The organism is Candidatus Poribacteria bacterium (assembly GCA_021162805.1).
Classification (GTDB): Bacteria; Poribacteria; WGA-4E; order B28-G17; family B28-G17; genus JAGGXZ01.
This window is the reverse complement of sequence record JAGGXZ010000142.1, coordinates 1-22567: the sequence shown is the minus strand read 5'-3', so window position 1 is coordinate 22567 and position 22567 is coordinate 1. Positions and strand designations below refer to the sequence as shown.

The following is a 22567-nucleotide window of genomic DNA, read 5'->3' as shown; positions in this document are numbered from 1 at the left end:
GCTTCAGCGGTTCGTTGCTCTGCCCGTTTTACCCCATTGCCTTTTTGGCTTATTTGGCTCACTTTTGGCTCATTTTTGGCTCAATCAAGACATAGTGAATGCCCCGTTTGCCAACCCCTTCTGCGCGGAGAAGCTCCCTGGCAACCAAATCGGTCAAGTCTCGAGTAGCCGTGGCTTTACTGACCTGATTGAGTTGTTGATATTCACGGTTCGTTATCCTGCCTTTCTGCTTCACATAAAGCACCGCCTTGATCTGACGGTCGTTGAGACCAAGCGAGCGCAGGTATTCCTCGGTCAGGATGTCCTTTCGGAAAGTCAGCCAGAAGGCGCCCTGAGCATCCTCAAACTCTGGCTCGGGAAGCCCTGCCTTGGCGCATTCGTCCAGCATCTTCTGAATCCCTGTGCCCCATCGTTCAATCCATCCGACCCGGTTGGAGTCCCGATTACTGTTCCATCGTTGGCGATGCCGAGCCAGACCTCCCCTCCTTTCGTGTTGGCAAAGGCGCAAAGAGTGCGAATGACCTCTCCGCCGAAGGTGCGTCGGAACTCCACTTTTTCACCCTCGCCCCGCTGGAGGGCTTTTTTAAGCAGTTCCGGCAGTTCCACGTTCACACCCCCTCCTCCACCACGTATTCCACTACGCCGAAGACCTCACGGACGGTCAGGTTTCGTGCTGGGTTTTGGATACATTTGAGGCTTGGCTTGCTCAGGGCGTTTTCCACAACGTAAAGCCAGTATTCATCGCCGAGCCGCTGTGCCATCTGCCACTCGTGAGGTGTGATTTTGACGTTTCCCGTCGTAGCGAACGCTTTGACCTCTATGTGGCGGACTTCTTCTTCACCCTGCGAGAAGATGTCGTAACCCAGAAACTTCATTGAGACATCCACCGGCTCACGCCCGTGCTCACGCTCGTGTTGCATGGCGACCTGCATCCCTATCGCCTCAACCTCGGAGACGCCCTTAGCCTGAGCGGCGTCCGGGGGTTCACGGCAAATCAGCGCAACAGCTTCCAGCTCAGGTTCAAGCGTTGTGAGCGTCCGCTCAAGGTTCAGCGCCTCTATGCGTTCCTTTTTCCGGCGAATCAATCCCTTCAAATTCTCCTCCTCCTGCTGGATGACGAGCCGCATATCCTCACCTTTTTCAGCGCGGCGATGATACTCAAAGAGCTTTGCGTTGGACTGATTGATAAGGTGGTCAAAGGATTTCTCCAGCCACTCCTGCTTGATGCGTGCTTCTCGCTCCCGACGCCCCTGCGCCTCCTTTTGCAGATCGTCAATGAACGCAAATACCCATCGGCGGGCATCTTCTTCGCTTTTCTCAAGCGCATCAAGGAGGGTTTGAGGGGGACTTTTCCCATCGGGATAGGGTTTTGTCTCCCATAGCATGCGAAGGTCAACCTCCCGCACATCGCCTTCGTCCGCATCCCAAAGCAGCGCGAGCAGCCGTTCCAGGACGGGCGACCCGTGACCATCCCGTATTCCCGCTCGGAACACCCAGAGGATGCCCTCGGTTCTGGGGTGTAGCAGTATGGATTTGACCGGACGGGATTTGTTCAGGAAGTGCTCGCAAAGCGCTTCAAAGACCGGGTGCCCAGGCGCAAAGAACTCAACTCCTGCGTCCCTTGCCACCTTACGTTCAAAGGCGATGCGCACACCCCTTGAGAAGGATTCATGTGAAAGGTTGTGCTGGCGCATGAATGTGCGCGGCAGGCGTATGCGGAAGACGCCGTCCTTTTTCGGGTCAGGTTCGCACTCTCCACCGATGAGCGGGACGACGAGCCTTGTGAACCTCTCTATGTCCCATGGGACGAGGCGCTTTTTCAACGAGTCACGTTCGTTAGCGAGCACCGAGGAGAGGTCTATGTGATGCCCTGCAAGGGCGCTCTCCTCAAGCGCCCTGCGGTATTCCTCCAGGCGTTTCTCCACATCCACATCTATCATCCGCTCCAGCTCGCCCGTGTCCTCATGCAGTATAGCCTGCATGATGAGTTCCTCCAGGCGGATGCCCTCAAGGATATGCCCTATGACATCGTAGACGCTGTCTCCGAGCCGTTGGCGCATCCGCTCCAGCTTCTCAAGCAGCTTCTCCAAAACGTGCCCTTCACGTGTCTCGGAGTAGAGCATGTTGAAGATGAAGCAGTCGCGCTTTTGACCGTATCGGTGTATGCGCCCCATACGCTGCTCCAACTTGTTTGGATTCCACGGCAGGTCAAAGTTGACCATGAGGCGACAGAACTGGAGGTTGATGCCCTCGCCAGCAGCGTCGGTGCCGATTAAAACCTGCACGTGGTCTCGGAAGTAGCGTTCCTGCTCTATTCGCTCTTGAAGGCTCATCCCGCCATGGATGACGGCGACAGGGAAGCCCCACTCCCTCTCAAATTTGCGCTGTAGCGCAAGGAGCGTGTCCTTGAACTCGGTGAAAACGATGAGCTTCTCTTCGGGATGATGGCGGAGGCGTTCCTCCACGACCCTGCGCAGTTCATTCACTTTGGCTTCCTCGCCAGCCTTTTCCGCCTGCAGTGCGAGGTTGATGAGTTCGTCCAACTCCTCAATCTCCTCCCTCAGCTCATCGGGCGTCTGAGCCGCGGTCATCCCCTCAAGCTTCTCCTGAAAGCTCTCCCATTCCGCTGATGTTTGTTCCGCTAAATCCTGCCACGACTCATCGCCCAGCAGTGGAAGGGCTTCCTCCTCATCCAGTCGCCTCTCCCATTCCTCAAGGACGCCTTGAAGCTTTGCGCGGCGTCGGCGCAGTGATTCCCGGACGGCGAACAGGCTTGATGAAAGCCTCCTTTGAAGGACGGTCAACGCCAAAGCGACGTTTCTGCTCCTGCGGTCGCTCCTGCCCGAAACCACACGATACCACCTGCGCACATACGCTGTGACGGCGTCGTAAAGCCTCCCCTCGGATTCAGTGAGACGCACCGAAAGCGTCTTGACCTCTCGCTTTTTGAAAAGCGGTCTCCCCTCAAGGTCCGTCACCTGCTCCTTGGAGCGCCTAAGGACAAAGGGCAAGCCGGTGCTCATCCTTGCCTGTTTCAAATCCTCCGCACGGGCGAAAAGATGAGGCTGAAGGAGGTCAAGGAGAAGGAAGTAGGCTTCGTCATCCCCTTTGTGAGGCGTGGCTGTTAAGAAGAGGAGGTGGCTGCACCTGTCTGCCAGCGCCTCCCCCAACTGATACCGCTTCGTCTTGTAAACTTTGCTCCCGTAACGGGTTGCGGAGAACTTGTGCGCTTCATCCACGATAATCAGATCCCAATGGTGGCGCTTCAAAATATCGTGAACCCACTCCTGACGGGCGAAATCCATGGATGTGATGAGCTGCGGGTTGCGCGAGAAGAACTCATCCGTGAGTGAACCCTTAAGGACGCTCCTGTTAAGCAAGGTGAAATCCTCCCTGAACCAATCCCTCATCTCCCTGAGCCACTGGTCTTGAAGGTGTGCCGGGACGACGATTAAGACCCTGTTGACAAGCCCACGAGCCTTCAGCTCCTTCATCACCAGCCCCGCCATGATGGTCTTGCCGAGCCCAGGGTCATCTGCGAGAAGGAAGCGCACCTGAGGCTGGGGCAGGATATGGCGATAGACTGCATCAACCTGATGCGGGAGCAAGTCCACCTGAGTGACGCTGACGGCGTAATGCGGGTCAAAGGTGTATGCGAGGCGCATTCTCAGGGCATCGGCGAAAGATAAAAATTGATCACGGGGCAGGAACTCCATGCTGAACATCTCCCTGAGGGAGGGGAGCACCTCAATGCGCTTCTGTAATTCGTCCTGTGTGAAGACCAGAGTGACAGCCTGCTTTGTGTCCTCAAAGATGAGTCCCACGATGAACCGCTCACCTTGCCCCTCAAACCGATACACCTCGGCCGTCTTCCCCTCGGGAATCAAACGCACCCGCCTTCCAACATCAAGCTTTACCGATTCACACCGCTCATTCACCTTTCTTCACCACCTTTGCACCTGTGCGCTTCACGTGCATATTTTATCACGTTCGGGCGAGAACAGGGAAGGTCATGAATTAATCTACTTTTGACGCGGTTCCAATCGCGCTCCGCAAGTGTGAGCCAATCACCTGGAACGGTGGATTCATTTATTGCATTCATCATAAAGCACCTTACCCTTCCGGATAATCCCTCCCAGAAAAGGGTCGTTTGCCTTCAGAAGCTCTTCAAGCTCCTCAGGTGTCAGCACGATCACATCAACGGGAAACCCCTTGCAGAATGGTGAGATGATTTTGCGGGCATGGGCTAAACGTTTGAAAAACGGCTCATCGGTCCTGAGGTTCGGACCTGAGTTCGGAATCTGAATCACTATCGGGCCTTCGCTTCTCTAAAGGATTTGCTGGGTGAATGTCCCCTTGTTCTGGACAGGGAGTTCAGCCACGAGGATCTATTGCTCAACCTTAAGCAAGAAGGTATCAATTTCGTCATCCGCCTAAGTTCTACAATGATGAAGGCAGGGAAGTCCCTCTTATGCTCTCGCCGGGTGAGAAGGTGATCTATCGCCAGGTCCCTCCTATCCCCTTGAAGCCCTTCTTCACCTTCCCCGCATCGGAGGGGATCGCAAAGGCCAACAAAACGGTTAAAGCGATCACAGGGGACAAATACCTCATGGCTCTCCCTCCCGGTTGTTTTTTAAAGTCGCCCACGTTACAGGCATCTTGTCCACCGGTTCGACCTGCTCCCCTACGGAAAACTGAAAAACCCCCTCCCCTTCTACCCTCACCTCTTCAAACAGAATGTTCTTTGTGTTCAATCCAAGTCCTATCCTCCCCTTCTTTATCTTCACTTCCGGGTCCCCCATCCTCTGAAACAGCTCCCCGTTGACGTAAACCTTGAAGATATCGCCTTCGAGTAAGATCTTTATCGTATAGGTCTTCCCCGGGGAAAGCTTTATGGAAAGCCCTATTAGGTATTTGAAACTGTTGTTTACGAGCCTTCCGAACTCAAACCACCCTTTTCCGTGCATCCTGTAGATGTATCCGCTGACCTCATCGGGCATCCTGAAAAGGATCGCCGCCACGTCGCTGCCCTTTGTGTTCCTGGTAAATTTCACGTCAACCTCAAGCACGCCATCCCCCAGCTCCCAGGGAGATTGGAGCACGGTGTATACAAACCCCGGAGGGTTCGGGGGAGTTTCTGAAAGCCCATATATCCCCTCCTCCACGATCCATTTCCCGGAGAGCTCCTTCCACCCCTTCGAGTCGCCGTCCTCGAAGTCGTCCTTGAAGACCCCGCCCAGCGCATAGCTTGAGAGCACAAGCAAACCGATCGAAATCAAAGCCTTCCTGGAGATCACCATCCGAGCACCTTCGCTTTCCCCCAAGGGAGGAGGAACTTCCCTCCGGACTCAACCGATGTGAACTTCAAAATCCCTTCCCTCATGAGCCTTTTGAGCTCATCCTCCTTCAGGGCAAACCTTGCGATGAAAACCTCATCCAGAACTCCGCCCTGGAACCTGCCGTAATGGCTCATGAAATGGAGGAATCCATCGTATCTTTCCGTGGTTCTTGTTCTTTAAGAGGTCCTCGGCCACGTCGCCTTTGTCCGTGCCCGCTATCTCCTCCTTCGCCCATCCGCCTTGTATGACCCCTAACACAAATACTAAAAAACAGATCAACAGATACTTCATATGCTTTCATCTCCTTTTCCCTTTTACGCTTTGTTCAAGGAGCTTTGGGAGCAGGCTGCAACGGAGGTTGCAGCCTGCCTTTCAAGAGCTTATCTTGACTTCAACCTGCCCCAACTGGTCGCAAGTTTCCCTTTGGGGCTTGCAGCCGTTACGATTGAAACGAACGTGAGGTCGGCGAACACGGAGGGGTCCTTCCAGGAGGTGTCAGCGGTATCCTTCTTGCTCCATATCAGCTTGTGGTCCCTGCCTCCTCCATCGTCATCGTCGTTCATATGTGTGTTGAAGCCTATCACCAGGCCGTCCTTCGGGACTATCTCCCAGAACTTGTTCTTCAGGGGGATAGCTGCCTCAACCGCCCAGCCGTCAGCCGTCTTGACAACCGCCGCCTTAACTCCGAGCTGAGGCCCCTGTGCGGTTCCCACGCATCCCCCGAGCTTGGGGTTCTCGATATCTCCTCCGATGTTGTCAGCGCCTATGGTTATCTGGGAGTCATCGGGGCCGTAGGAGGTCTCCTCCCCGTGGCCTGCGTCAATGTAAACTTCGACGGAATCGTCCTTCCATACATCACACCCTGTATCCTCCCCACTCTGGATCTTGTCGTCCTTGACCTTGAAGGCGATATAAAGCCAGCTCTCATCGGCAACAACGGCGAAGGAATAGGAGGCATCGGCATCATCAGGGGCGGGAGCAGTTCCCATGTCGTGAGGAACTGTGTGCCAGGGGACAAAGGCGGGCCAGTCCGAGAAGTCCCCGTCGAGCTTGACCGTTATCGGGAAGATGCAGTTGTAGTTGGCGCCTAGCTCGCCCGGATCGACCTTTGAGAAAGCTGGAAAACCCAAGAGAAACATGACGGCCATCAACGCTATGCAAACCCTCATCTTTAACCCCCTGTCCTAATTATTCTCGTGAACGCTCATCACATCCCCATTATAGCACATCCGGTTTGCGGATGTCAACAGCTTAAAAGCAAAAGCAGAAATTCCCCATTATGTATCAGGAGAGGAGATCACGGGGCGATCTGCGGGAAGGAAAAAGGAACACACCCCCCTACAGGGCGTTTCCCTGTGCGTGCTTCCGAATCCGGCAGGCACGGGGCCTACTGCTACAGCGCCGGCGGAAAGCGTTGAAAACCCCTCCACTTTACGACTTTACGTTATCCTGTTGATAAGCTGATGTAGCTATGGTATAATTCATTAGGACGCTATCCTCGCCTTGTGTGCGATGCACAGGGCTGAAATCCATGAGGAGGTTGTCAATTGGGTGAGTTGCGTCAGTATGAGTTGATGTTCATCATAAGGCCCGATTTGAGCGAGGAGGAGATCAATCAAACCGTCAGCCAGGTTCAGACCTACATGGAATCCAACGGCTGTCTTGTGAAGCGGCTTGAACGATGGGGAATGAGAAGGCTTGCCTATGAGGTGAGGAAATTTCACGAGGGATATTACGTGTTGATGATATTTGACTCCGATCCTCAGTTCATCGAGCCGTTTAAACGATGGCTGGTTCTGAATGAGGCCGTCATAAGACATCTGGTCGTCAGATCCGATATCGACCCCGAAAAGCCAATCAGAGTTCCGCCTGAGGTCGTAGGCAGATATGAGGAAACCCACAGGGCTGAGCCGAGAACAGAAGTAACGACCAGAGAAGCGGAACCTGGTTCAAAGGAGAGGGAACAAGAGGAAAATTCGGAAGGAGAGTGAGAAAATGGCAGGTTACAACAAGGTTATCCTCCTTGGCAACCTGACGCGCGACCCTGATGTCAGGTATCTGCCGAGTGGAACGGCGGTGGCGAGCTTCGGCATAGCCATCAACCGGGTCTACAACGACAGACAGACCGGCGAGCAGAGGAAAGAGGTCTGTTTTGTAGATATCACCGCTTTCGGCAGAACCGCTGAAATATGCGGAGAGTATCTGCAAAAGGGGAGTCCCGTGCTCGTGGAGGGACGCCTCCGCTATAGCTCCTGGGAGACCGACGATGGCCAAAGGAGAAGCAAACTGGATGTCGTAGCTCAAAACGTCAGGCTTCTGCCGCGCGGGGTGGAAACCACTGCTGAGGGGATCCCCGCCGAGGAGGCAGGCGAGGAAGTACCGGCTGAGGATGATATACCGTTTTGAATCGAAGGGGTGTAGAACATGAGGTACGGTAGGAGGAGAAAAGTCTGTAGGCTTTGCTCCGAGAAGATAGAGTACGTTGATTACAAAGACGTGGACCTCCTTAGAACCTTTCTCTCAGAGAAGGGCAAGATAATCGGCAGGCGCGTTACAGGCACGTGTGCCAAACATCAGAGACAATTGACAAGGGCCATAAAGCGGGCTCGCTGTATCGCTCTCCTGCCATTCACGAAGAAATGAGCAGCCGTCCTCGAATATAAGTGGCCGTGGGTCGATCTTATCCCGCGGCCTTTCCACCTTAACTTTCGAGGGAAAACCTTGTGATGTGGAGGGAGTTATCGCATGGAAGTTATCCTCAAACAGGAGATACCCGGTTTGGGAAAGGCAGGCGATGTGGTGAAGGTCGCCGACGGATATGCCCGTAACTATCTCATCCCTAGGAAAATGGCCGTCCTGGCGACTGAAAAGGCGAAAAGGGCGCTCGAGAAGGAGATGAAGATGCGGACCTCGAAGAGGGAGAAGGAGGCGCTCGAGGCCCGCAGGTTAGCTGAAAAACTGTCCAACATCTCCTGCACCATCAGAGCCAGGGCGGGCGAAAACGATAGACTCTTCGGATCGGTAACGGCCGCCGATATAGCAAAAGCGCTCGAGGAACAGGAGATCCACGTGGATAGGAGAAACATCCTCCTTGAAGAGCCCTTAAAGGAACTAGGTGTTTTCTCCGTGCCGGTTAAACTCCATCAGGACGTCACCGCTGAGGTTAAGGTCTGGGTGATAAAAGAGGGGTAAGGTGATATCAGATGGAGGCCATAGGTCCGATCCCCGATAGGATAAAAGCCATATGTGACATAGAGGCTGAGGAGGCCGTCCTGGGCTCGATGCTTGAGGAGAGGGATTCCATCCCAAAGGTCATCTCCATCCTCGGGCACGATCCCAAGGTGTTCTACAAATCGGGTCATCAGGCCATCTACTCCGCCATCATGAAGCTGTTCGATAATAACGAGCCCGCCGATCCGATATCCGTTGCGGCGGAGCTTAAGAAACGAGATCAGATCAACCTGATCGGCGGCGCGATTTATCTGTGGGATCTCGTCCAGAGCGTGCCGACGGCGGCCAACGTCGAATACTACGCCAAGCTCGTCCGCGAGAAGGCGATTCGCAGAGAGCTGATAGCGACGAGCAGGGAGATAATCTCCCGGGCGCAGGATGTCGAGGTGGAGGTGGATCAGCTTCTGGATGAGGCCGAACAGAGGATATTCGATGTCAGCCATTCCAGAGAGCAGCGATCCTTCTCCATGCTGCGTCAGATCATCAAGGAAAGCGTCGAGCGTATCGAGGCGCTTTATCACAAAAAGGAACATATCATCGGCGTGCCGACGGGATTCTGGGAGTTCGATTATCTCACCTCCGGATTACAACCTTCAGAGCTGATAATAATCGCCGGCAGACCCTCTATGGGCAAAAGCGTCCTGGCGCATAACATCGCCCGGTATGTGGGCGTGGTGCTGAAAAAGCCGGTGGCCCTCTTCACCCTGGAGATGCCTAAGGAGGACGTCATCCTCAGGATGCTGGCGGCGGAGGCGAAGATCGATTTTCACAAGATCAGAACCGGATATATGACCGAGGAGGACTGGCTGACGATGACACAGGCAGCAGGCAGACTGGAGGTGGCTCCGATCTACATAGATGACACACCGGGGCTGAACATCCTCGAGCTTAAGGCGCTCACCAGGAGGCTCAAGGCGGAGCGCGAGGACCTATCCCTTGTGATAGTGGACTATCTGCAGCTCATGGTCTCCGGCAGAAGGGTTGAGAGCAGACAGCAGGAGATATCGGAGATATCCAGGTCGCTTAAGGAGCTCGCCAGGGAACTGAAGGTGCCGGTATTGGCCCTCTCCCAGCTCAATCGTGCCGTCGAAAACCGCGCCGATCATAGACCTCAGCTTTCAGACCTGAGAGAATCGGGTTGTCTTACAGGTGAAACGCTGATAGTATTGGAGGATGGACGGAATATTCCGATTAGCGAGTTGGAAGGTAAGGCGAATTTCAGAGTATTGGCCCTGAATCCTGAGACCTTAAAGCTGGAACCAATGCCTGTCAGTCGCGCGTTTTCAACCGGAGTTAAGCCTGTGTTCAAATTGAAAACACGGCTTGGCCGGGAGATCCGGGCAACAGGAAACCACCAATTCCTCACAATTCATGGTTGGAAGCGATTGGATGAATTACAAGTCGGCGATTATTTAGCGCTGCCGCGCTTGTTACCGGTTATACGAAAAGAACAAACTATGACTGATGCGGAATTAGCTCTACTTGGACATTTAATAGGAGATGGTTGTAAAAGCAGTGTGGCCGTATTAGCGGAAAGTGATATCTACTGGGATCGCATCGTCTCTATAGAATCGGACGGTGAGGAACGAGTTTATGATTTGACAGTTCCCGGACATCACAATTTCATTGCCAATAACATCATCGTTCATAACAGCTTGGAGCAGGACGCAGATCTGGTCGCCTTTATACACAGGGAGGACTACTACGACGAGAAGTTTCAGGATCAAGGGGATGCCGAGCTCATCATTAAAAAGCAGCGTAACGGCCCGTTGGGCGTCGTTAAGCTGAAATTTCTGAAACGTCAGATGAGGTTTATCTCCGGTCCCACCAGAAAAGCCATGCCGGGGGCTCTATGAGGATGATGAGCGGAGCTAAACGGTTAATACTGAATTTCCTCCTGGCGATCGGTCGGAAGACATCCGACATACTGATAGGTCTCGGATCGGTATCGAGGCTTCTCGCTTCCACCATTCGACATCTGTTCAAACCTCCTTTCGAATTCCCCCTTTTGATCGATCAGCTTCATAACGTCGGCGTGGGTTCCTTTTCGGTGGTGATCGTCACGGGGATAGTGACGGGCATGCTCGCCGCCGTGGGGGTCTATTATCAGATGCGCAGGTTCGCCGCCGAGGGGCTGATGGGTAGTTTCATAGCGCTGGCTGTGATAAAGGAGCTCGGACCGATATTGACGGCCATCGTCCTTTCGGGAAGGATCGGAGCGTCGATCACGGCCGAGCTCGGATCGATGAGGGTTACCGAACAGATAGATGCCATGGAGGCGATGGCGGTTAGCCCTGTCAAGTATCTCGTCGTCCCCAGGTTCATCGCCTGCACGATAATGTTACCGCTTCTGACCGTCTTCGCCAATCTCCTCGCCATAATCGGCGGGCTGGGTACGTCGGTATTCCTGTTCGGGATGAACTCCAGGTTTTTCCTCTCTCAGGCGGAGAGCGCCATCTACGTGAAAGATCTCCTGATAGGACTGCTGAAGTCAGCCTGCTTCGGGATGGTGATCGCTTTGATAGGATGTTACAAAGGCCTTTCCGTTAACCCGGCCGAGGGCGCTGAGGGAGTGGGCAACGCCACCACCGGATCGGCGGTCACCTCCTTCATGGTCGTCCTGATGGTCGATTTCGTCCTCGACCAGACGATACACGGCGTGGCAAGAGTAGGATAAAATGGGCAGACCGATCATCGAACTGAAGGACGTATATTTCTCGATAGACGGCAAACCCGTCATAGAGGGACTCTCCCTTCAGGTAAATGAGGGCGAGACGATAACTATCATGGGCCGAAGCGGATGCGGGAAGACCGTAACGCTGAAGCTGATATTGGGGCTGTATAAACCGGATTCGGGCGAGATATGGGTCGATGGTAGAGAGATCAGCCGTTTGAGCTTCGATCAACTGGCCGAGGTGAGAAAAAAAATCGGGGTGCTGTTTCAATCCTCAGCTCTTTTCGATTCGATGACTGTAGGTGAGAACGTGGGTTTCATGCTGTATCAGCATACAAAGCTGCCTCGAAGGGAGATCGAAAAGATCGTGGCTGAAAAGCTGGAGCTTGTTGGTCTGCCCGGAACCCAGGATCTCAAACCGGCTCAGCTCAGCGGCGGTATGCGTAAAAGGGTCGGGTTGGCGAGGGCGATAGCCATGAACCCGAAGATTATCCTATACGATGAGCCCACCACGGCGCTTGATCCGATGACCGTATCGGGTATCATCAGGATGATTAAGGAGTTACATGATAAACTGGGCGTCACCTCGGTGATCGTCACACATGATATCCCCAGCGCCTTCTTCCTCTCCACGAGGATCGCCGTGATGAACAAAGGGAAGATCATCGAGGTGGGCACGCCCCAACAGATTCAACAGAGCCAAAATCCGTTTGTAAAGGCTTTCCTGTCAGGAGAATCAGATGCGAAAGAAAACAGCCTCTGAGATAAAGGTCGGGCTATTGATAGCATTAAGCCTTGTCATATTGGTCCTGCTTTTGACAAACTCGGCGAACTGGAGAAGAGGCATAGGAGGTAAAATACTGAAAGTAAGGTTCGATTTTGTCAGTAACCTTCAGCTCGGTGCCCCTGTGCATATGTCCGGGGTTGAAATCGGGAGGGTTATAGACATAAAGCTGGTCGAGGAGGGGGTTGAGGTGACGATGCGGATAAAAAGCCCTCAGCCTATAAGGAAGGGATGCGTCGCCTCAATCGATTTCCTCGGCGTGGTCGGAGAGACCTATGTGGAGATCGAAAACGGCCCCTTAGGTAATCCGCCTCTTCCCGATAAGGCCGTTATAAGAGGGAGAAATCCCGTCAGCACCGCCACCGTCCTGAGCAAGGCCGAAAAGGCGGCCCTTACGGTCATGGATATGGCGCAGACCGCCCTCCAGGCCGTAAGGCGATCCAGATCTGACCTCCAGAGCAGCATCGTCGAGCTGACCGATAAGCTCGATAAAACGCTCTCACTGGTTAACGATACCCTCGCCTCGCTTCAGGAAACATCGGATGAGCTGAGAACACTGGCCTCGGAGAACAGGGGGAAACTGGCCAACATCACCTCCCAGGTGGATCGGATAACTCAAAAGGGACTTCAGGATTATGACGAGGTCCTGCCTCAGATGAAATCCCTGATCGCCGAAACGAGGAGGACGATCTCGACCACCTCAGATCAGCTCGAAGGTGCCATAGCTGCCGTAAGGGACGCGGCTCGCTCGCTTGAATCGACCGGACAAAAGCTGGACGAGAGGGTCAAGGAGATGCAGATGCAGTTGACTGGCTCCTCATCTGAGGTGAAGGGGAAGATGTTGAAAGAGCTCGATTCGATCCACCAAACTGTGGAGGATCTGAGGAAACTCAGCATCTCCATCAAGACTACCTCCGACGAGCTGACAGGGTTGCTGGAGAGGATAAAATCGGGGAAGGGTACGATCGGAGCTCTGGTTCGATCGGACGAGACGCTCCGTCGAGCCCATGACACCATGTCTCAGATCGAACGCGCTGCCCGGGATACCTCGGATGTCCTGCAAGCTCTCCGCTCAGAGGTCAACTCCACGGGCGGACTTATCCCCAGATGGGACGCCGGCATCCGATATGCCAGCGGCAGCAGCCTTATAAGTCAACTTGCGTTTCGTTTGGGGGATCTGAAGCTGGGGATAACCATGACGGGCGATCAAACGGGCTATGATCTCCAATATATCAGACCTTTTCACGTAGGGCCTTCACTTTTCGAAGCCCGAATCGGCGCTATAAGATCGAGAGCCGGTGCGGGATTTGACTGGTGGTGGCTCTCACGCAAGCTCGGCCTGACTCTTGATCTGAGCGATTCCGGTTCCAAAACACCGAGGATCGATACATATCTACGGCTCAGGCTGTTGAAGGGATGGTGCCTGAGTCTTGGCGGGGAGGACATAGCAGGGGAGAGGGAATTCAGCGCCGGGTTGGTGAGGGAAACAGGAGGTGAATAGATCGAGATGGCTAAGACCAGATCGCGGTATGTATGTCGTGAGTGCGGATACACCTCCTCCAAATGGCTCGGCAGATGTCCCGAATGCGGTACCTGGAACTCATTCGATGAGGAGATATCATCGGCTAAACCCTCCAGATACGGAGGGATGACCACATCAGGCGCCCCGCCCATCCCGCTTTCCCAGATAAAAGGGGGAGGAGGCGAGAGGATATCGACCGGAATAGGTGAGTTAGACAGGGTGTTGGGGGGAGGTCTGGTGCCGGGATCAGTGGTATTGATAGGGGGAGACCCCGGAATAGGAAAATCCACCCTTCTCCTGCAGGCATCTCACCGTATAAGCGAGTCATACGCGCCTTCCCTTTATGTGACAGGGGAGGAATCGCCGGCTCAGATCAAGATGCGGGCCGGGAGGTTGGGGATCGAATCGGACAAGCTCCACATCCTCTGTGAGACGGACGTGAACTCCATCAAGGAGCATATATTGAATATGCAGCCCTCCGCCGTGGTTATCGATTCCATCCAGACCGTCTATAAGCCCGAACTTGAATCCTCACCCGGCAGTGTGAGCCAGGTGAGGGAGAGCGCCGCGGAGTTTACAATGCTGGCCAAATCGCTCGGTCCTCCGACCTTCCTGGTGGGGCATGTCACCAAGGAGGGAGCCATAGCCGGACCTAAGTTGGTGGAGCATATGGTGGATACAGTTCTGTATTTCGAAGGCGACAGACAACATGCATATAGGATACTGCGCGCCACAAAGAACCGGTTCGGGTCAACCAATGAGATCGGCATTTTTGAGATGAAGACCGAGGGGTTGGTCGAGGTGGAAAATCCGTCAGAGGTGTTCCTAGGTGAAAGGTGCCATGAGATACCGGGAACGACCGTGGTCTCCGGTATCGAGGGCACGAGGCCCATCCTCTTTGAGCTTCAGGCTTTAGTCGTCCCATCCAACATGACGATCCCACGTCGGACAAGCACGGGGGTGGATCATAACAGGCTCTCCCTGCTTTTGGCCGTTTTGGAGAAACGGGTGGGGCTGAAGGTGGGGGGAATGGACGTCTTCGTCAACGTCACCGGCGGGATAAGGATCGACGAACCCGCTGTCGATCTGGGTCTTATCTGCGCTGTCGTATCCAGTATACGGGATATCCCCGTCGATCCCTGGACGGTGATAGTAGGCGAGGTGGGGCTCGGAGGCGAGGTGAGAGGCGTAAGCCAGGTGGAGAAAAGGATTAACGAGGCCGAAAAACTGGGGTTCAAAAAGGTCATTCTGCCCGAGGCTAACCTCAAATCGATCGGCTTCGAGACGAAAATTGAGCTTCTTCCCGTCAAGAACATCTATGAGACCCTTGGCCTCATCTTGACGGATAAACGGCGGATGTAGCATATGCGTATATCGTCTTATGCCTTGCTATCTGGAAGGCTATGATGCTCCCCCATGCGGCCGGAAAGCTGTAGTTCAAACCGAACATCTCCGTGACGATCACTGCTCCTGCTATCGGGACGTTCATCACAGAGGCAAACATCCCGGAGATACCTGCCGCCATGAAGGTGTAGAACGTGGGAGATCCCAGCTTCACCTCGGTTAAATCGGATATTATCAGGGATGTAAATATTCCCAGGAATATAGTCGGGCCTGTAAATCCGGCGCTTAACCCTGAGCCTATGGTGAACGATGTGGCCAGGATCTTCAGCAGTATGAGGGATAGAAACAGCAAAAACAAATGCTCTTCGAAAAGCTCGCTCCTGTGAAGCATGTGATACTCACCTCTAGACACGGAGGCGATCAGATCAGATCCTGTGCCTAATATATCCACGCTTACCAGTGAGAGTAACCCACAGATGCTCGCGCCGATTATAGTGCTTAAATTCAACCGATTTAGCCTCCTGAAAAACATCGATATCCTCTCGTAGATGGTTATGAAGAATATGCCCACAAAGCCGGCGAGGAGGGAGACCAGGAGGAGCCATCCGAAGTATCTGATATCCATGAAATGGGCCGGAGCTTTGATCGAATAAAAGGCTGGATATCCCAGCGATTTATTGATTATGAAGGAGAAGGAGCTGGCGAGTATGGCTGGGAACAGGTCCTTGTAACTTATATTCGCCCGTCCTAAGATTTCAACGGCGAATATCCCGCCACCGATCGGAGTATGCAGGATGGCTCCTATGGCTCCGCCTACCCCACAGATGGCGAATATTCTGTATTCCTCCTTCGAGAGCCCAAACCGACCGAGAAGTCCGGCGATAAAAGACATTATACCGGCGGACACGCGACTCATGGGACCCACAATCCCACCGCTGCCGAGGAAAGATAGGGTGAACAGAGCGGCGAGGTATTTGAACAGGGTTGCCATCGGGCTCAGAAAGCCGTACTTGTAATTCACCGCCCGAATGTATGAGGGTATTCCCTCTCCGCTGGCTTCCGGTTCAGCCATATAGAAGATATTCCCGACTATGATCCCTCCGATCACAGGCAGGATATATCTGGGGAGATTCCAGCTCACCACTAACTTTGAAAACTCCTGAAGCAGATAGGAGAAGGATCTGACCCCAAATGTAGCTGAGATACCGCCCAATAACGCTATGAGAACCCATTTTATCAGAAATAAGTAACTTTTTCTGGTCTCCTCATCGATAGATAGGAAACCCAACCTACCTTTCATATCTCCCTCCGAGCGCCTTCTCGAAAAATTATATCATGAAAGATCCTTATTGATAAGCCGGTGGGGGCTATGGTATAATTCAAAATGAAAGGGCTATTCCAGAAAACCACCTGCTGGGTTGGGATAGCCTCACAAAAAATCGATCGGCTTCGAGACGAAAATCAAACTCCTTCCCGTCAAGAGCATATACGAGACCTTAGGCCTTATACTGACGGATAGACCGTGATGTTTATACCACACCCTCTGCCGGTTCTCCCTTAAGGCCAGAATTGATAGAGGGTCGTGTTGCCCAACACGCTCGATATACTCCAAATGTTGCCCAGTATGAAATCCCCAAGAGCAAGGCCGAGGAAGAAGGGTATGGCCTTGCGATAGGATTTCAAACCTCCCTGCTTGAGTATCACCCACTTGAGCAACCAAGCCACGAACAAGGGACACCACAGGTTATACATCCCCCAACTGTTGGCCATGGCGTATCCCAAGGGATGAAGCGGGAACCAGAGGAACCTTGTCCTAGCCATCATCAACAGAACCGCCATGGCGAATCCGCCTCCCATGAAACCCATGGCCGGAATATCCGGATCCCTTGGATAACTCAACCACCCTTCAAGCTGTCTATATATCCCCCTGCCGAACCCTAATGCCCAGGGACCGTAATAACCCGTTTCGGCCCCATGCCTGTAATAATTGTCCAAAAGCAGCCAGAAGGTCAAAATCGCCCCCAACACCGTCGCATACATGATCGCGAAGGCTATCCTCCTTTGATTCAGGTTTATCCTCTCGCCGATCTTCATCGCCTCAAGCTCCTGTGGCATCGGGTGAGCCCTATACGCCCGATTGAAGAACATGTAGAGCGAGAAGCCCACCAGATTTTGTACCCCTAGCCTTCGCGTGCCGAAGATATCCACCATCATACTGTGCGGATCGATGTGATGTAGGTCATGAACCAGAAATCCCAGCTCAGCCCTCATCCTGGCTATGACCGTGCCCAGCAGATAGTATATGGCAAAAAAAATCGGTATCACCCATACCGACATGCCCATCCGGTATGAGAAGAGGAAGAGATATGAGAAACCAAGAGCGAACCCGATAGCCGCCATCCGATACGGCATGGGCTCCCGTGAGTCATCCATCCGATCAATCCCCAGGACATGTTTAGCCACAGATTTGAAATGGGATCTGCCGGTCCAGATAACGAAGAGCAATATGCCGATGTACGCCCCAAACCCCTGCTCATTGGCATAGGGAAATCGTGATATGCTCCGCCATCCCATCACACTCCCGATCACCAACTCCATCTTGTAAAGCCAGTAGAAGACCCAACAGGATAAAAGCAGATCCAGCGGTATCATGAAAGCTATGCCTATGGCGAAGGGATAGAAATCGATCCTCACGTCCCCCATAGCATTCCATGGCCTTTCGGTGAAGAGATATCCTATACTTCGACGCTTAACAGGGATGTAGGGCACGGAAGGGAAGATGGAATTTAACAGGTTGACGATGCTTATGAGGGCGGCGATCGAAAACCCAAGCCACATAAGTCCGTTTTTGAAAAAACCCGACCTCGGACTGGTCATCTCCAGCGGGAGCTGGATTATCGGATAGGTCAATCTCTCGCGCTCCGTCCACTGCCTTCTGAGAAAGGTGTTGATACATAGCATCGTAAACAGCAGGACTATGATGAAGGAGATCCACCAAGCAGCGGGGGTGAGCCAGGCCATGATATGTCGCCGGATGTAAAGCGAGGAGCTACCTCTATAGAAGCCCGAGAGAGCCCTCATATCATCCACGGTAAGCCACCTTGGGAGCTGTTTCAGAAAGAGATCACCCCATTCGTTCTCAGGGGAGGCAAACCAATAGGGATATCCTAGGATGGTCACCAATATCTCCATCATATCGTGCGAGCAGAGCGAGGAGACGATACAAAGGATCACGTATATGGTCAAAAGCTCGCCCTGCCCTAATGATAGCTTAGGGATGAACTTCCCCAGGATGAGCGAAAAACCCGTCAGGAAAAAGAGTATGAAGATCACATTTGAAAGGGGATGTATGAGGGTAGGGTGCGTGTATCTGATCACCTCAAGCTGGATTATCCAGTAAATGTTAAGCGGGATCAGCAGGGTTGCTATCAGGATCGACCTGAGGGTCACGCTTCTCTGATATCCCCACTCCCTTCCCTTCATCTCGATCACGTCCACGACCTCGTAGATAACGTCCGCCTGTCCTCTTGTTGTGCTTTCATACGTAAAACCGCTGGAGACATTCAGTTCTTCCCCTCTTGCCTCTATTTACTGACCACGTTCAGCTCGGGCACCAATATGGCCGGCGCTTTGAGCCATCCGTTAACCCACTCGCTTTCATCGCTCAGAATGATATCCTCCTTGAGGGCATCATACACGTTGCCGGCAAGCATCGTGTTTTTAACCCTGCCGATGATCTCGCCGTTTTCGATCTTATATCCCAGGGCGACGTTGACCGAAAACTCCCCGCTTATGGGATTGCCTTGTCCGAGCCCCATCACGCTTTCGACCATCAGCCCCTCCTTGATAGAGGAGATGAGCTCCTTGAGGGGTGTCCCGCCAGAGGAGATGACCCAGTTGTTGGGGGCGCATCCGTTGTTCCCCGTCGGCTTTCTCTTTGCCCTGGATGCGGTGTCCAGATCGTAGAGGAACCCCCTCAGCACGCCAGAATCGATCAATCTGGTTTCGCCTTTGCGTACCCCGTCGGAATCGTATCGGCTGCTTCCGGACATGTAATCGATCAAGGCGGTATCGGTGAGGGATAGGGAAGGGTTGAAAACCTGCCGGCCGAGCTTATCCGAAAGAGGTGAATCGCCCATCAGGACGTTCTTGCCGCTGAGCGCCAATCTCAAGGTCAGAAGCAACGTCCCTAACCCCGTGGGAGGAAACAAAACGGGATATCTACCCGAGGTGATCTTCACGTTGCGCTCGGCCAATTTGAACCGTTCGATCGCTCTACGTGCGATCTCGGCATGATCTATCTCCGCCTTCCGCCATCCGAAACCGTAGCCGGCGTAAAGTATGTCCTCGCCCCTGACGAGCTCCCCGTAGATCCCGATCCCATATCCGCTTGACACATCCCCATAGTCCAGTCCGCTTGTATTGGTCATGTGAAAATAGGAGATGGATTTCGACGCCCCTGCGTAGGCCGAGATATCGGGGTTGTACTCCTTCAACATGGAGATCATCTCCTGACACCACTCGACCATCTCCTTGGTGGTTATCCGCGTGACGGCCTCGTCAAATATCTTAACCTGAGGTGGAGGGGCGGGATTAGGGAAGATATAACTCACCTCCCGGCCGAATTTAGCCGAGGCTATAGCGTTGTCGATCAACGCGTCGATGTCCTGGGGAGAGGTAACGCTCGCAGTTCCCCTTCTGCCGTCCGCTATCACCTTCAGGGTCAGGTTCATGGTACAGGAGGATTTGATGGATTTGAGCTTATCGGCTTCGAAGTTCACGGGCGTGTTTTCATCGAAGCTCACTATGACATGGGCGCTCTGAACGTCGGAGGGAAGCTTTTCCAGTATCCGGTGGGCGATCTGAGCTAATTTCTCCTTCATCTTCTACCTCCTACCACCACGTTTTGTATCCTTATATGTGGGCTTCCCGTTCCGGTCGGCAATCCCTGTTGTTCGCCCTTGCCGCAGTGTCCGTGCGACCACTGGAGATCGTCGCCTATCATATCTATGTTCTCGAGCGTCTCGAAGAGGTTTCCCGTAAGCACCACATCCCTCACCAGCTCAGCGATTCTCCCATCACGGATCATATATCCGTATGCAGCGCTGAAGGTGAACATCTCCGTCATCGTCTCACCCCCGATCATATCCAGGGCATAGACCCCCAGCTTGACCTCTGAGATCATATCATCGAACTTCGCATCCCTGGGCTCGATATAGGTGTTGGTCATCCGGACGATCGGCTCGTGGGCATATCCCAACGCGCGTGCATTGCCGGTGATCGGCTCCTTCATCTTCGCCGCCGTCTCGCGCGAGTGTAACCTGCCGACCAAGACGCCCTCTTTGATCAGGAAGTTTTTACGGGTTTTAACGCCCTCATCGTCATATTTGCAGGAGCCGTATAACCCCGGGATGGACCCGTCGTCGGCTATCGATAGGGCTTCAGTTCCGAATCTCCTCCCGATCTTCAGAAGCTCCCTCATCCTGGGATTCTCATAAACGAAGTCCGCCTCGCTGAGATGTCCGAAGGCTTCATGAGCGAAGACCCCGGCAAGCTTGGGATTGAGGACGACGGTGTATATCCCGCCCTGAACGGGAGGGGCCGAAAGGAGCTTCACAGCCCGTTCGGCCGCGGCCTGAGCCCTCTCATGCTGATCCTCGACCGTCTCGAATCCATCGTGTGATGCCACGCTTTCAAACCCCCTCTGCACGTTGTCTCCATCCCGTGCGATAGCGGTCATGTAGATGTGTATCGAGGGTCTCTCATCTTCGATATAGGTTCCATCTGAATTGATGTACCAAACCTTTCTGAAGGAATCGCCGTATCGGACCGATGTTGTCTCGATCTTATCGTGGAAGGTGAGGATTATATCGTTGTATTCAGCCGCCAACTTCACCTTCTCCTCCAGAGGGACGGTTCTGAAATCGATCTTGGGCGGGCTGAGATCGGCCTTTATCACGTCCACAACCGGTTCAGCTGAGGCGAGCTGGCTTTTTTCTCTGCCGACGATGGCGGCATTCTCACACGCCACCTTGACGCTATCGGCGATCCGATCCGGATCGTTGAAAACCGCCATTCCCCATCCGCCCTTTATGAGCGCCCTCACTATCCCGCCTCTTACCTTGGAGGAGCTGATCGAATCGATCTCCTTGCCCCTGAACGAGACCGATACGGATTCCACCTCCTCGAATCTGATCTCGATGTAATCTGCCCTTGCCCGCTTAATCGCATCTTCAAGTCTATCCCTCAATCAGACACCTCCTTCCCTAGGGGTTTTCAACACTTTGATAAGGGTGAAATCCCCCCTCCCGGCCCCAGAGGCCGAAAAAGAATCAAACCTTGTCATCTTCTCATCCCTATCCTTCTACCTGAATCACCTCCTTCCTGGTGGTCTCTGTAATAGTATACTAAATCATATAATCATTGAAAAGCCCAGGAGTTTTCAACAGAAATTCCCCGTTATGTATCAGGAGAGGCGGTCACAGGGCGATCTGCGGGAAGGAAATAATGGAGAACACACTACCCTCTGCCGCCTCCTAACACCATGAGGCGATAAATTTCTCACCATGCCTCCTCATGCAGCCCCTATCCCACACCCCCTATCTTCCTCTCCATAGCTATGGGAGCTTGCCATACTCCTGATAGAAGGAGATCAGCAACTGAAAGGCCAAAAAGTCATATGTCCATTTCACCCCTCTGTAAAGGGGCCATAGATAGGGTTTGCATATCAAATTGAACATCTGCAACAGCGCCCAGCCTATGAACAGGATCAGCAGCAGCGCCTCAAAGCCGCTTCTATCATGCATGTATATGTGATCGCAATTGCTTTGCTGATTCAGTTGTCTTTATATGTGCCAACTCTCTCATCTGCATCCCGCTCAGCCTCTCATCGAAACACAGAACCCAGAAATCCTCCTCTGCTCCTTTCTTCCTCTTGGGATATTTCTCCTTGACATGTGCCACTTTCACAGGGTGATCTACTCCACATGCCCACACCTCATACTGGCATAGCCTCTCATCGTCGAACCCTTCTCGGTGCTCCACATCATCGAACATCTCATACTTCCTAAACAGACCCTCTGCATCCCTGATCACCTTCAGACTGCTCTCCTCTGTTCTTATCACCGGGCAACTGCCATGAGAGAGAATCTGATTTATCGTCTTCTTATCCACATACAGCCCGTCTAGCAAGATGTAATGTACAAATCCATCTCCATATCTTTGAAAGACTCTATCTATAACCTCTCTTGATGCGACCAGCTCTTTGCCCACATTCTCAGCAGGCTGGACGTCCACAAACAGATCTGCATCTCCCACAACCTGGAATGCTGAGCCGTAGAAGCCTCCAAACTGAGAGCCGTCTACCACTGCCACCCTCATCCGCTGCCCTTCCACCATCACCTTGTAAAGCCCTTCTTTCCTCGCCTTGAGATACAGCACTTTCAGATATCCTCTCAGCGGCTCCTTGTGGAAGGTGGGAAGCACCCTTGCGATGGTCGTGTCTGAGACGACCATCTTCCTCCCGGTCTTGAAGAAGTTCTTAACTTCAGCCATTCTCATCATCTGATCCAGCTTTAGCAGAGATCTCTGCTTGAAGGTGACCAGCATCAGTATTGCAGAAGTCGATGAATCCTGTTATTATTCTCCTGTTGATTTCCTCTCCCATTTTGTGT

22 protein-coding genes are annotated in these 22567 nt (G+C 53.2%); 9 read left to right on the top strand and 13 right to left on the bottom strand.

Features of this window, described 5'->3' with window-relative positions:
• Positions 1–58 precede the first annotated feature (58 nt).
• The 7 genes from J7M22_10755 to J7M22_10725 all read right to left on the bottom strand — a co-directional run bounded on the left by J7M22_10755 (position 59) and on the right by J7M22_10725 (position 6508).
• Positions 59–388: a hypothetical protein gene (locus J7M22_10755; GenBank protein MCD6507089.1), complete on the bottom strand. Its 330-nt coding sequence runs from the start codon at positions 386–388 to the stop codon at positions 59–61.
• Positions 316–612, bottom strand: coding sequence for an ATP-binding protein (locus J7M22_10750; GenBank protein ID MCD6507088.1), 297 nt, complete (start codon positions 610–612; stop codon positions 316–318). Before J7M22_10750 ends, J7M22_10755 begins: the two co-directional genes overlap by 73 nt.
• Positions 609–3938, bottom strand: a complete 3330-nt coding sequence (locus J7M22_10745) for a DUF3883 domain-containing protein (protein MCD6507087.1) — start codon at positions 3936–3938, stop codon at positions 609–611. The genes J7M22_10750 and J7M22_10745 overlap by 4 nt, the downstream gene beginning before the upstream one ends.
• Before the next feature lie 147 nt (positions 3939–4085).
• Positions 4086–4310 (bottom strand): hypothetical protein, encoded by a 225-nt coding sequence (locus J7M22_10740; protein ID MCD6507086.1) that lies wholly within the window; start codon positions 4308–4310, stop codon positions 4086–4088.
• Positions 4311–4607: 297 nt separating this feature from the next.
• Positions 4608–5300 (bottom strand): DUF1080 domain-containing protein, encoded by a 693-nt coding sequence (locus J7M22_10735; protein MCD6507085.1) that lies wholly within the window; start codon positions 5298–5300, stop codon positions 4608–4610.
• Positions 5294–5473, bottom strand: a complete 180-nt coding sequence (locus J7M22_10730) for a hypothetical protein (GenBank protein MCD6507084.1) — start codon at positions 5471–5473, stop codon at positions 5294–5296. The genes J7M22_10735 and J7M22_10730 overlap by 7 nt, the downstream gene beginning before the upstream one ends.
• A 246-nt stretch (positions 5474–5719) precedes the next feature.
• Positions 5720–6508: a hypothetical protein gene (locus J7M22_10725; protein MCD6507083.1), complete on the bottom strand. Its 789-nt coding sequence runs from the start codon at positions 6506–6508 to the stop codon at positions 5720–5722.
• A gap of 378 nt (positions 6509–6886) precedes the next feature.
• On the opposite strand from J7M22_10725, the gene rpsF reads away from it, so the two are divergent.
• The 9 genes from rpsF (at position 6887) to radA (ending at position 14912) form a co-directional block, all read left to right on the top strand.
• Positions 6887–7330 (top strand): 30S ribosomal protein S6, encoded by a 444-nt coding sequence (gene rpsF / locus J7M22_10720; GenBank protein ID MCD6507082.1) that lies wholly within the window; start codon positions 6887–6889, stop codon positions 7328–7330.
• A gap of 4 nt (positions 7331–7334) precedes the next feature.
• Positions 7335–7745 (top strand): single-stranded DNA-binding protein, encoded by a 411-nt coding sequence (gene ssb, locus J7M22_10715; GenBank protein MCD6507081.1) that lies wholly within the window; start codon positions 7335–7337, stop codon positions 7743–7745.
• 18 nt (positions 7746–7763) lie between these two features.
• The gene (locus J7M22_10710) at positions 7764–7982 is read left to right on the top strand and encodes a 30S ribosomal protein S18 (GenBank protein ID MCD6507080.1); all 219 of its coding nucleotides are present in this window, start codon (positions 7764–7766) and stop codon (positions 7980–7982) included.
• Between the two features lie 102 nt (positions 7983–8084).
• Entirely contained in the window at positions 8085–8531 is a 447-nt protein-coding gene (gene rplI, locus J7M22_10705; GenBank protein MCD6507079.1) for a 50S ribosomal protein L9, read from the top strand.
• Between the two features lie 11 nt (positions 8532–8542).
• A complete protein-coding gene (gene dnaB, locus J7M22_10700) occupies positions 8543–10426 on the top strand; it encodes a replicative DNA helicase (protein ID MCD6507078.1) in 1884 nt (627 codons plus the stop codon).
• A complete protein-coding gene (locus J7M22_10695; protein ID MCD6507077.1) occupies positions 10423–11247 on the top strand; it encodes an ABC transporter permease in 825 nt (274 codons plus the stop codon). Before dnaB ends, J7M22_10695 begins: the two co-directional genes overlap by 4 nt.
• A 13-nt stretch (positions 11248–11260) precedes the next feature.
• Positions 11261–12007 carry an ABC transporter ATP-binding protein gene (locus J7M22_10690; protein ID MCD6507076.1) on the top strand — a complete coding sequence of 249 codons (747 nt, stop codon included), beginning with the start codon at positions 11261–11263 and terminating at the stop codon, positions 12005–12007.
• Complete coding sequence (locus J7M22_10685; GenBank protein MCD6507075.1) at positions 11985–13529, top strand: MCE family protein; 1545 nt, start codon at positions 11985–11987, stop codon at positions 13527–13529. Before J7M22_10690 ends, J7M22_10685 begins: the two co-directional genes overlap by 23 nt.
• Positions 13530–13535: 6 nt before the next feature.
• Positions 13536–14912: a DNA repair protein RadA gene (radA, locus tag J7M22_10680; GenBank protein ID MCD6507074.1), complete on the top strand. Its 1377-nt coding sequence runs from the start codon at positions 13536–13538 to the stop codon at positions 14910–14912.
• Here radA and J7M22_10675 read toward each other — a convergent pair.
• The 6 genes from J7M22_10675 to J7M22_10650 all read right to left on the bottom strand — a co-directional run bounded on the left by J7M22_10675 (position 14884) and on the right by J7M22_10650 (position 22448).
• Positions 14884–16194, bottom strand: coding sequence for a chloride channel protein (locus J7M22_10675; protein ID MCD6507073.1), 1311 nt, complete (start codon positions 16192–16194; stop codon positions 14884–14886). The two genes, radA and J7M22_10675, sit on opposite strands and share 29 nt — an antisense overlap.
• 257 nt (positions 16195–16451) lie before the next feature.
• Positions 16452–18377 (bottom strand): hypothetical protein, encoded by a 1926-nt coding sequence (locus J7M22_10670; protein MCD6507072.1) that lies wholly within the window; start codon positions 18375–18377, stop codon positions 16452–16454.
• 101 nt (positions 18378–18478) lie between these two features.
• On the bottom strand, positions 18479–19777 hold the full coding sequence (locus tag J7M22_10665; protein ID MCD6507071.1) for a TldD/PmbA family protein: 1299 nt from the start codon (positions 19775–19777) through the stop codon (positions 18479–18481).
• Positions 19774–21144, bottom strand: a complete 1371-nt coding sequence (locus J7M22_10660) for a TldD/PmbA family protein (GenBank protein MCD6507070.1) — start codon at positions 21142–21144, stop codon at positions 19774–19776. The genes J7M22_10665 and J7M22_10660 overlap by 4 nt, the downstream gene beginning before the upstream one ends.
• 367 nt (positions 21145–21511) lie before the next feature.
• Complete coding sequence (locus J7M22_10655) at positions 21512–21700, bottom strand: hypothetical protein (protein MCD6507069.1); 189 nt, start codon at positions 21698–21700, stop codon at positions 21512–21514.
• Positions 21693–22448, bottom strand: coding sequence for a hypothetical protein (locus J7M22_10650; GenBank protein ID MCD6507068.1), 756 nt, complete (start codon positions 22446–22448; stop codon positions 21693–21695). The genes J7M22_10655 and J7M22_10650 overlap by 8 nt, the downstream gene beginning before the upstream one ends.
• Positions 22449–22567: the final 119 nt, after the last annotated feature.

Coding starts and splice junctions, on each gene's coding strand:
- ssb (MCD6507081.1), top strand. CDS start 7,335: ATGGCAGGTTACAACAAGGTTATCCTCCTTGGCAACCTGACGCGCGAC.
- J7M22_10650 (MCD6507068.1), bottom strand. CDS start 22,448: ATGGCTGAAGTTAAGAACTTCTTCAAGACCGGGAGGAAGATGGTCGTC.
- J7M22_10675 (MCD6507073.1), bottom strand. CDS start 16,194: ATGAAAGGTAGGTTGGGTTTCCTATCTATCGATGAGGAGACCAGAAAA.
- radA (MCD6507074.1), top strand. CDS start 13,536: ATGGCTAAGACCAGATCGCGGTATGTATGTCGTGAGTGCGGATACACC.
- J7M22_10685 (MCD6507075.1), top strand. CDS start 11,985: ATGCGAAAGAAAACAGCCTCTGAGATAAAGGTCGGGCTATTGATAGCA.
- rplI (MCD6507079.1), top strand. CDS start 8,085: ATGGAAGTTATCCTCAAACAGGAGATACCCGGTTTGGGAAAGGCAGGC.
- J7M22_10665 (MCD6507071.1), bottom strand. CDS start 19,777: ATGAAGGAGAAATTAGCTCAGATCGCCCACCGGATACTGGAAAAGCTT.
- dnaB (MCD6507078.1), top strand. CDS start 8,543: ATGGAGGCCATAGGTCCGATCCCCGATAGGATAAAAGCCATATGTGAC.
- J7M22_10725 (MCD6507083.1), bottom strand. CDS start 6,508: ATGAGGGTTTGCATAGCGTTGATGGCCGTCATGTTTCTCTTGGGTTTT.
- J7M22_10670 (MCD6507072.1), bottom strand. CDS start 18,377: ATGAAGGGAAGGGAGTGGGGATATCAGAGAAGCGTGACCCTCAGGTCG.
- J7M22_10735 (MCD6507085.1), bottom strand. CDS start 5,300: ATGGTGATCTCCAGGAAGGCTTTGATTTCGATCGGTTTGCTTGTGCTC.
- J7M22_10695 (MCD6507077.1), top strand. CDS start 10,423: ATGAGGATGATGAGCGGAGCTAAACGGTTAATACTGAATTTCCTCCTG.
- J7M22_10730 (MCD6507084.1), bottom strand. CDS start 5,473: ATGAGCCATTACGGCAGGTTCCAGGGCGGAGTTCTGGATGAGGTTTTC.
- J7M22_10655 (MCD6507069.1), bottom strand. CDS start 21,700: ATGCATGATAGAAGCGGCTTTGAGGCGCTGCTGCTGATCCTGTTCATA.
- J7M22_10755 (MCD6507089.1), bottom strand. CDS start 388: ATGCTGGACGAATGCGCCAAGGCAGGGCTTCCCGAGCCAGAGTTTGAG.
- J7M22_10710 (MCD6507080.1), top strand. CDS start 7,764: ATGAGGTACGGTAGGAGGAGAAAAGTCTGTAGGCTTTGCTCCGAGAAG.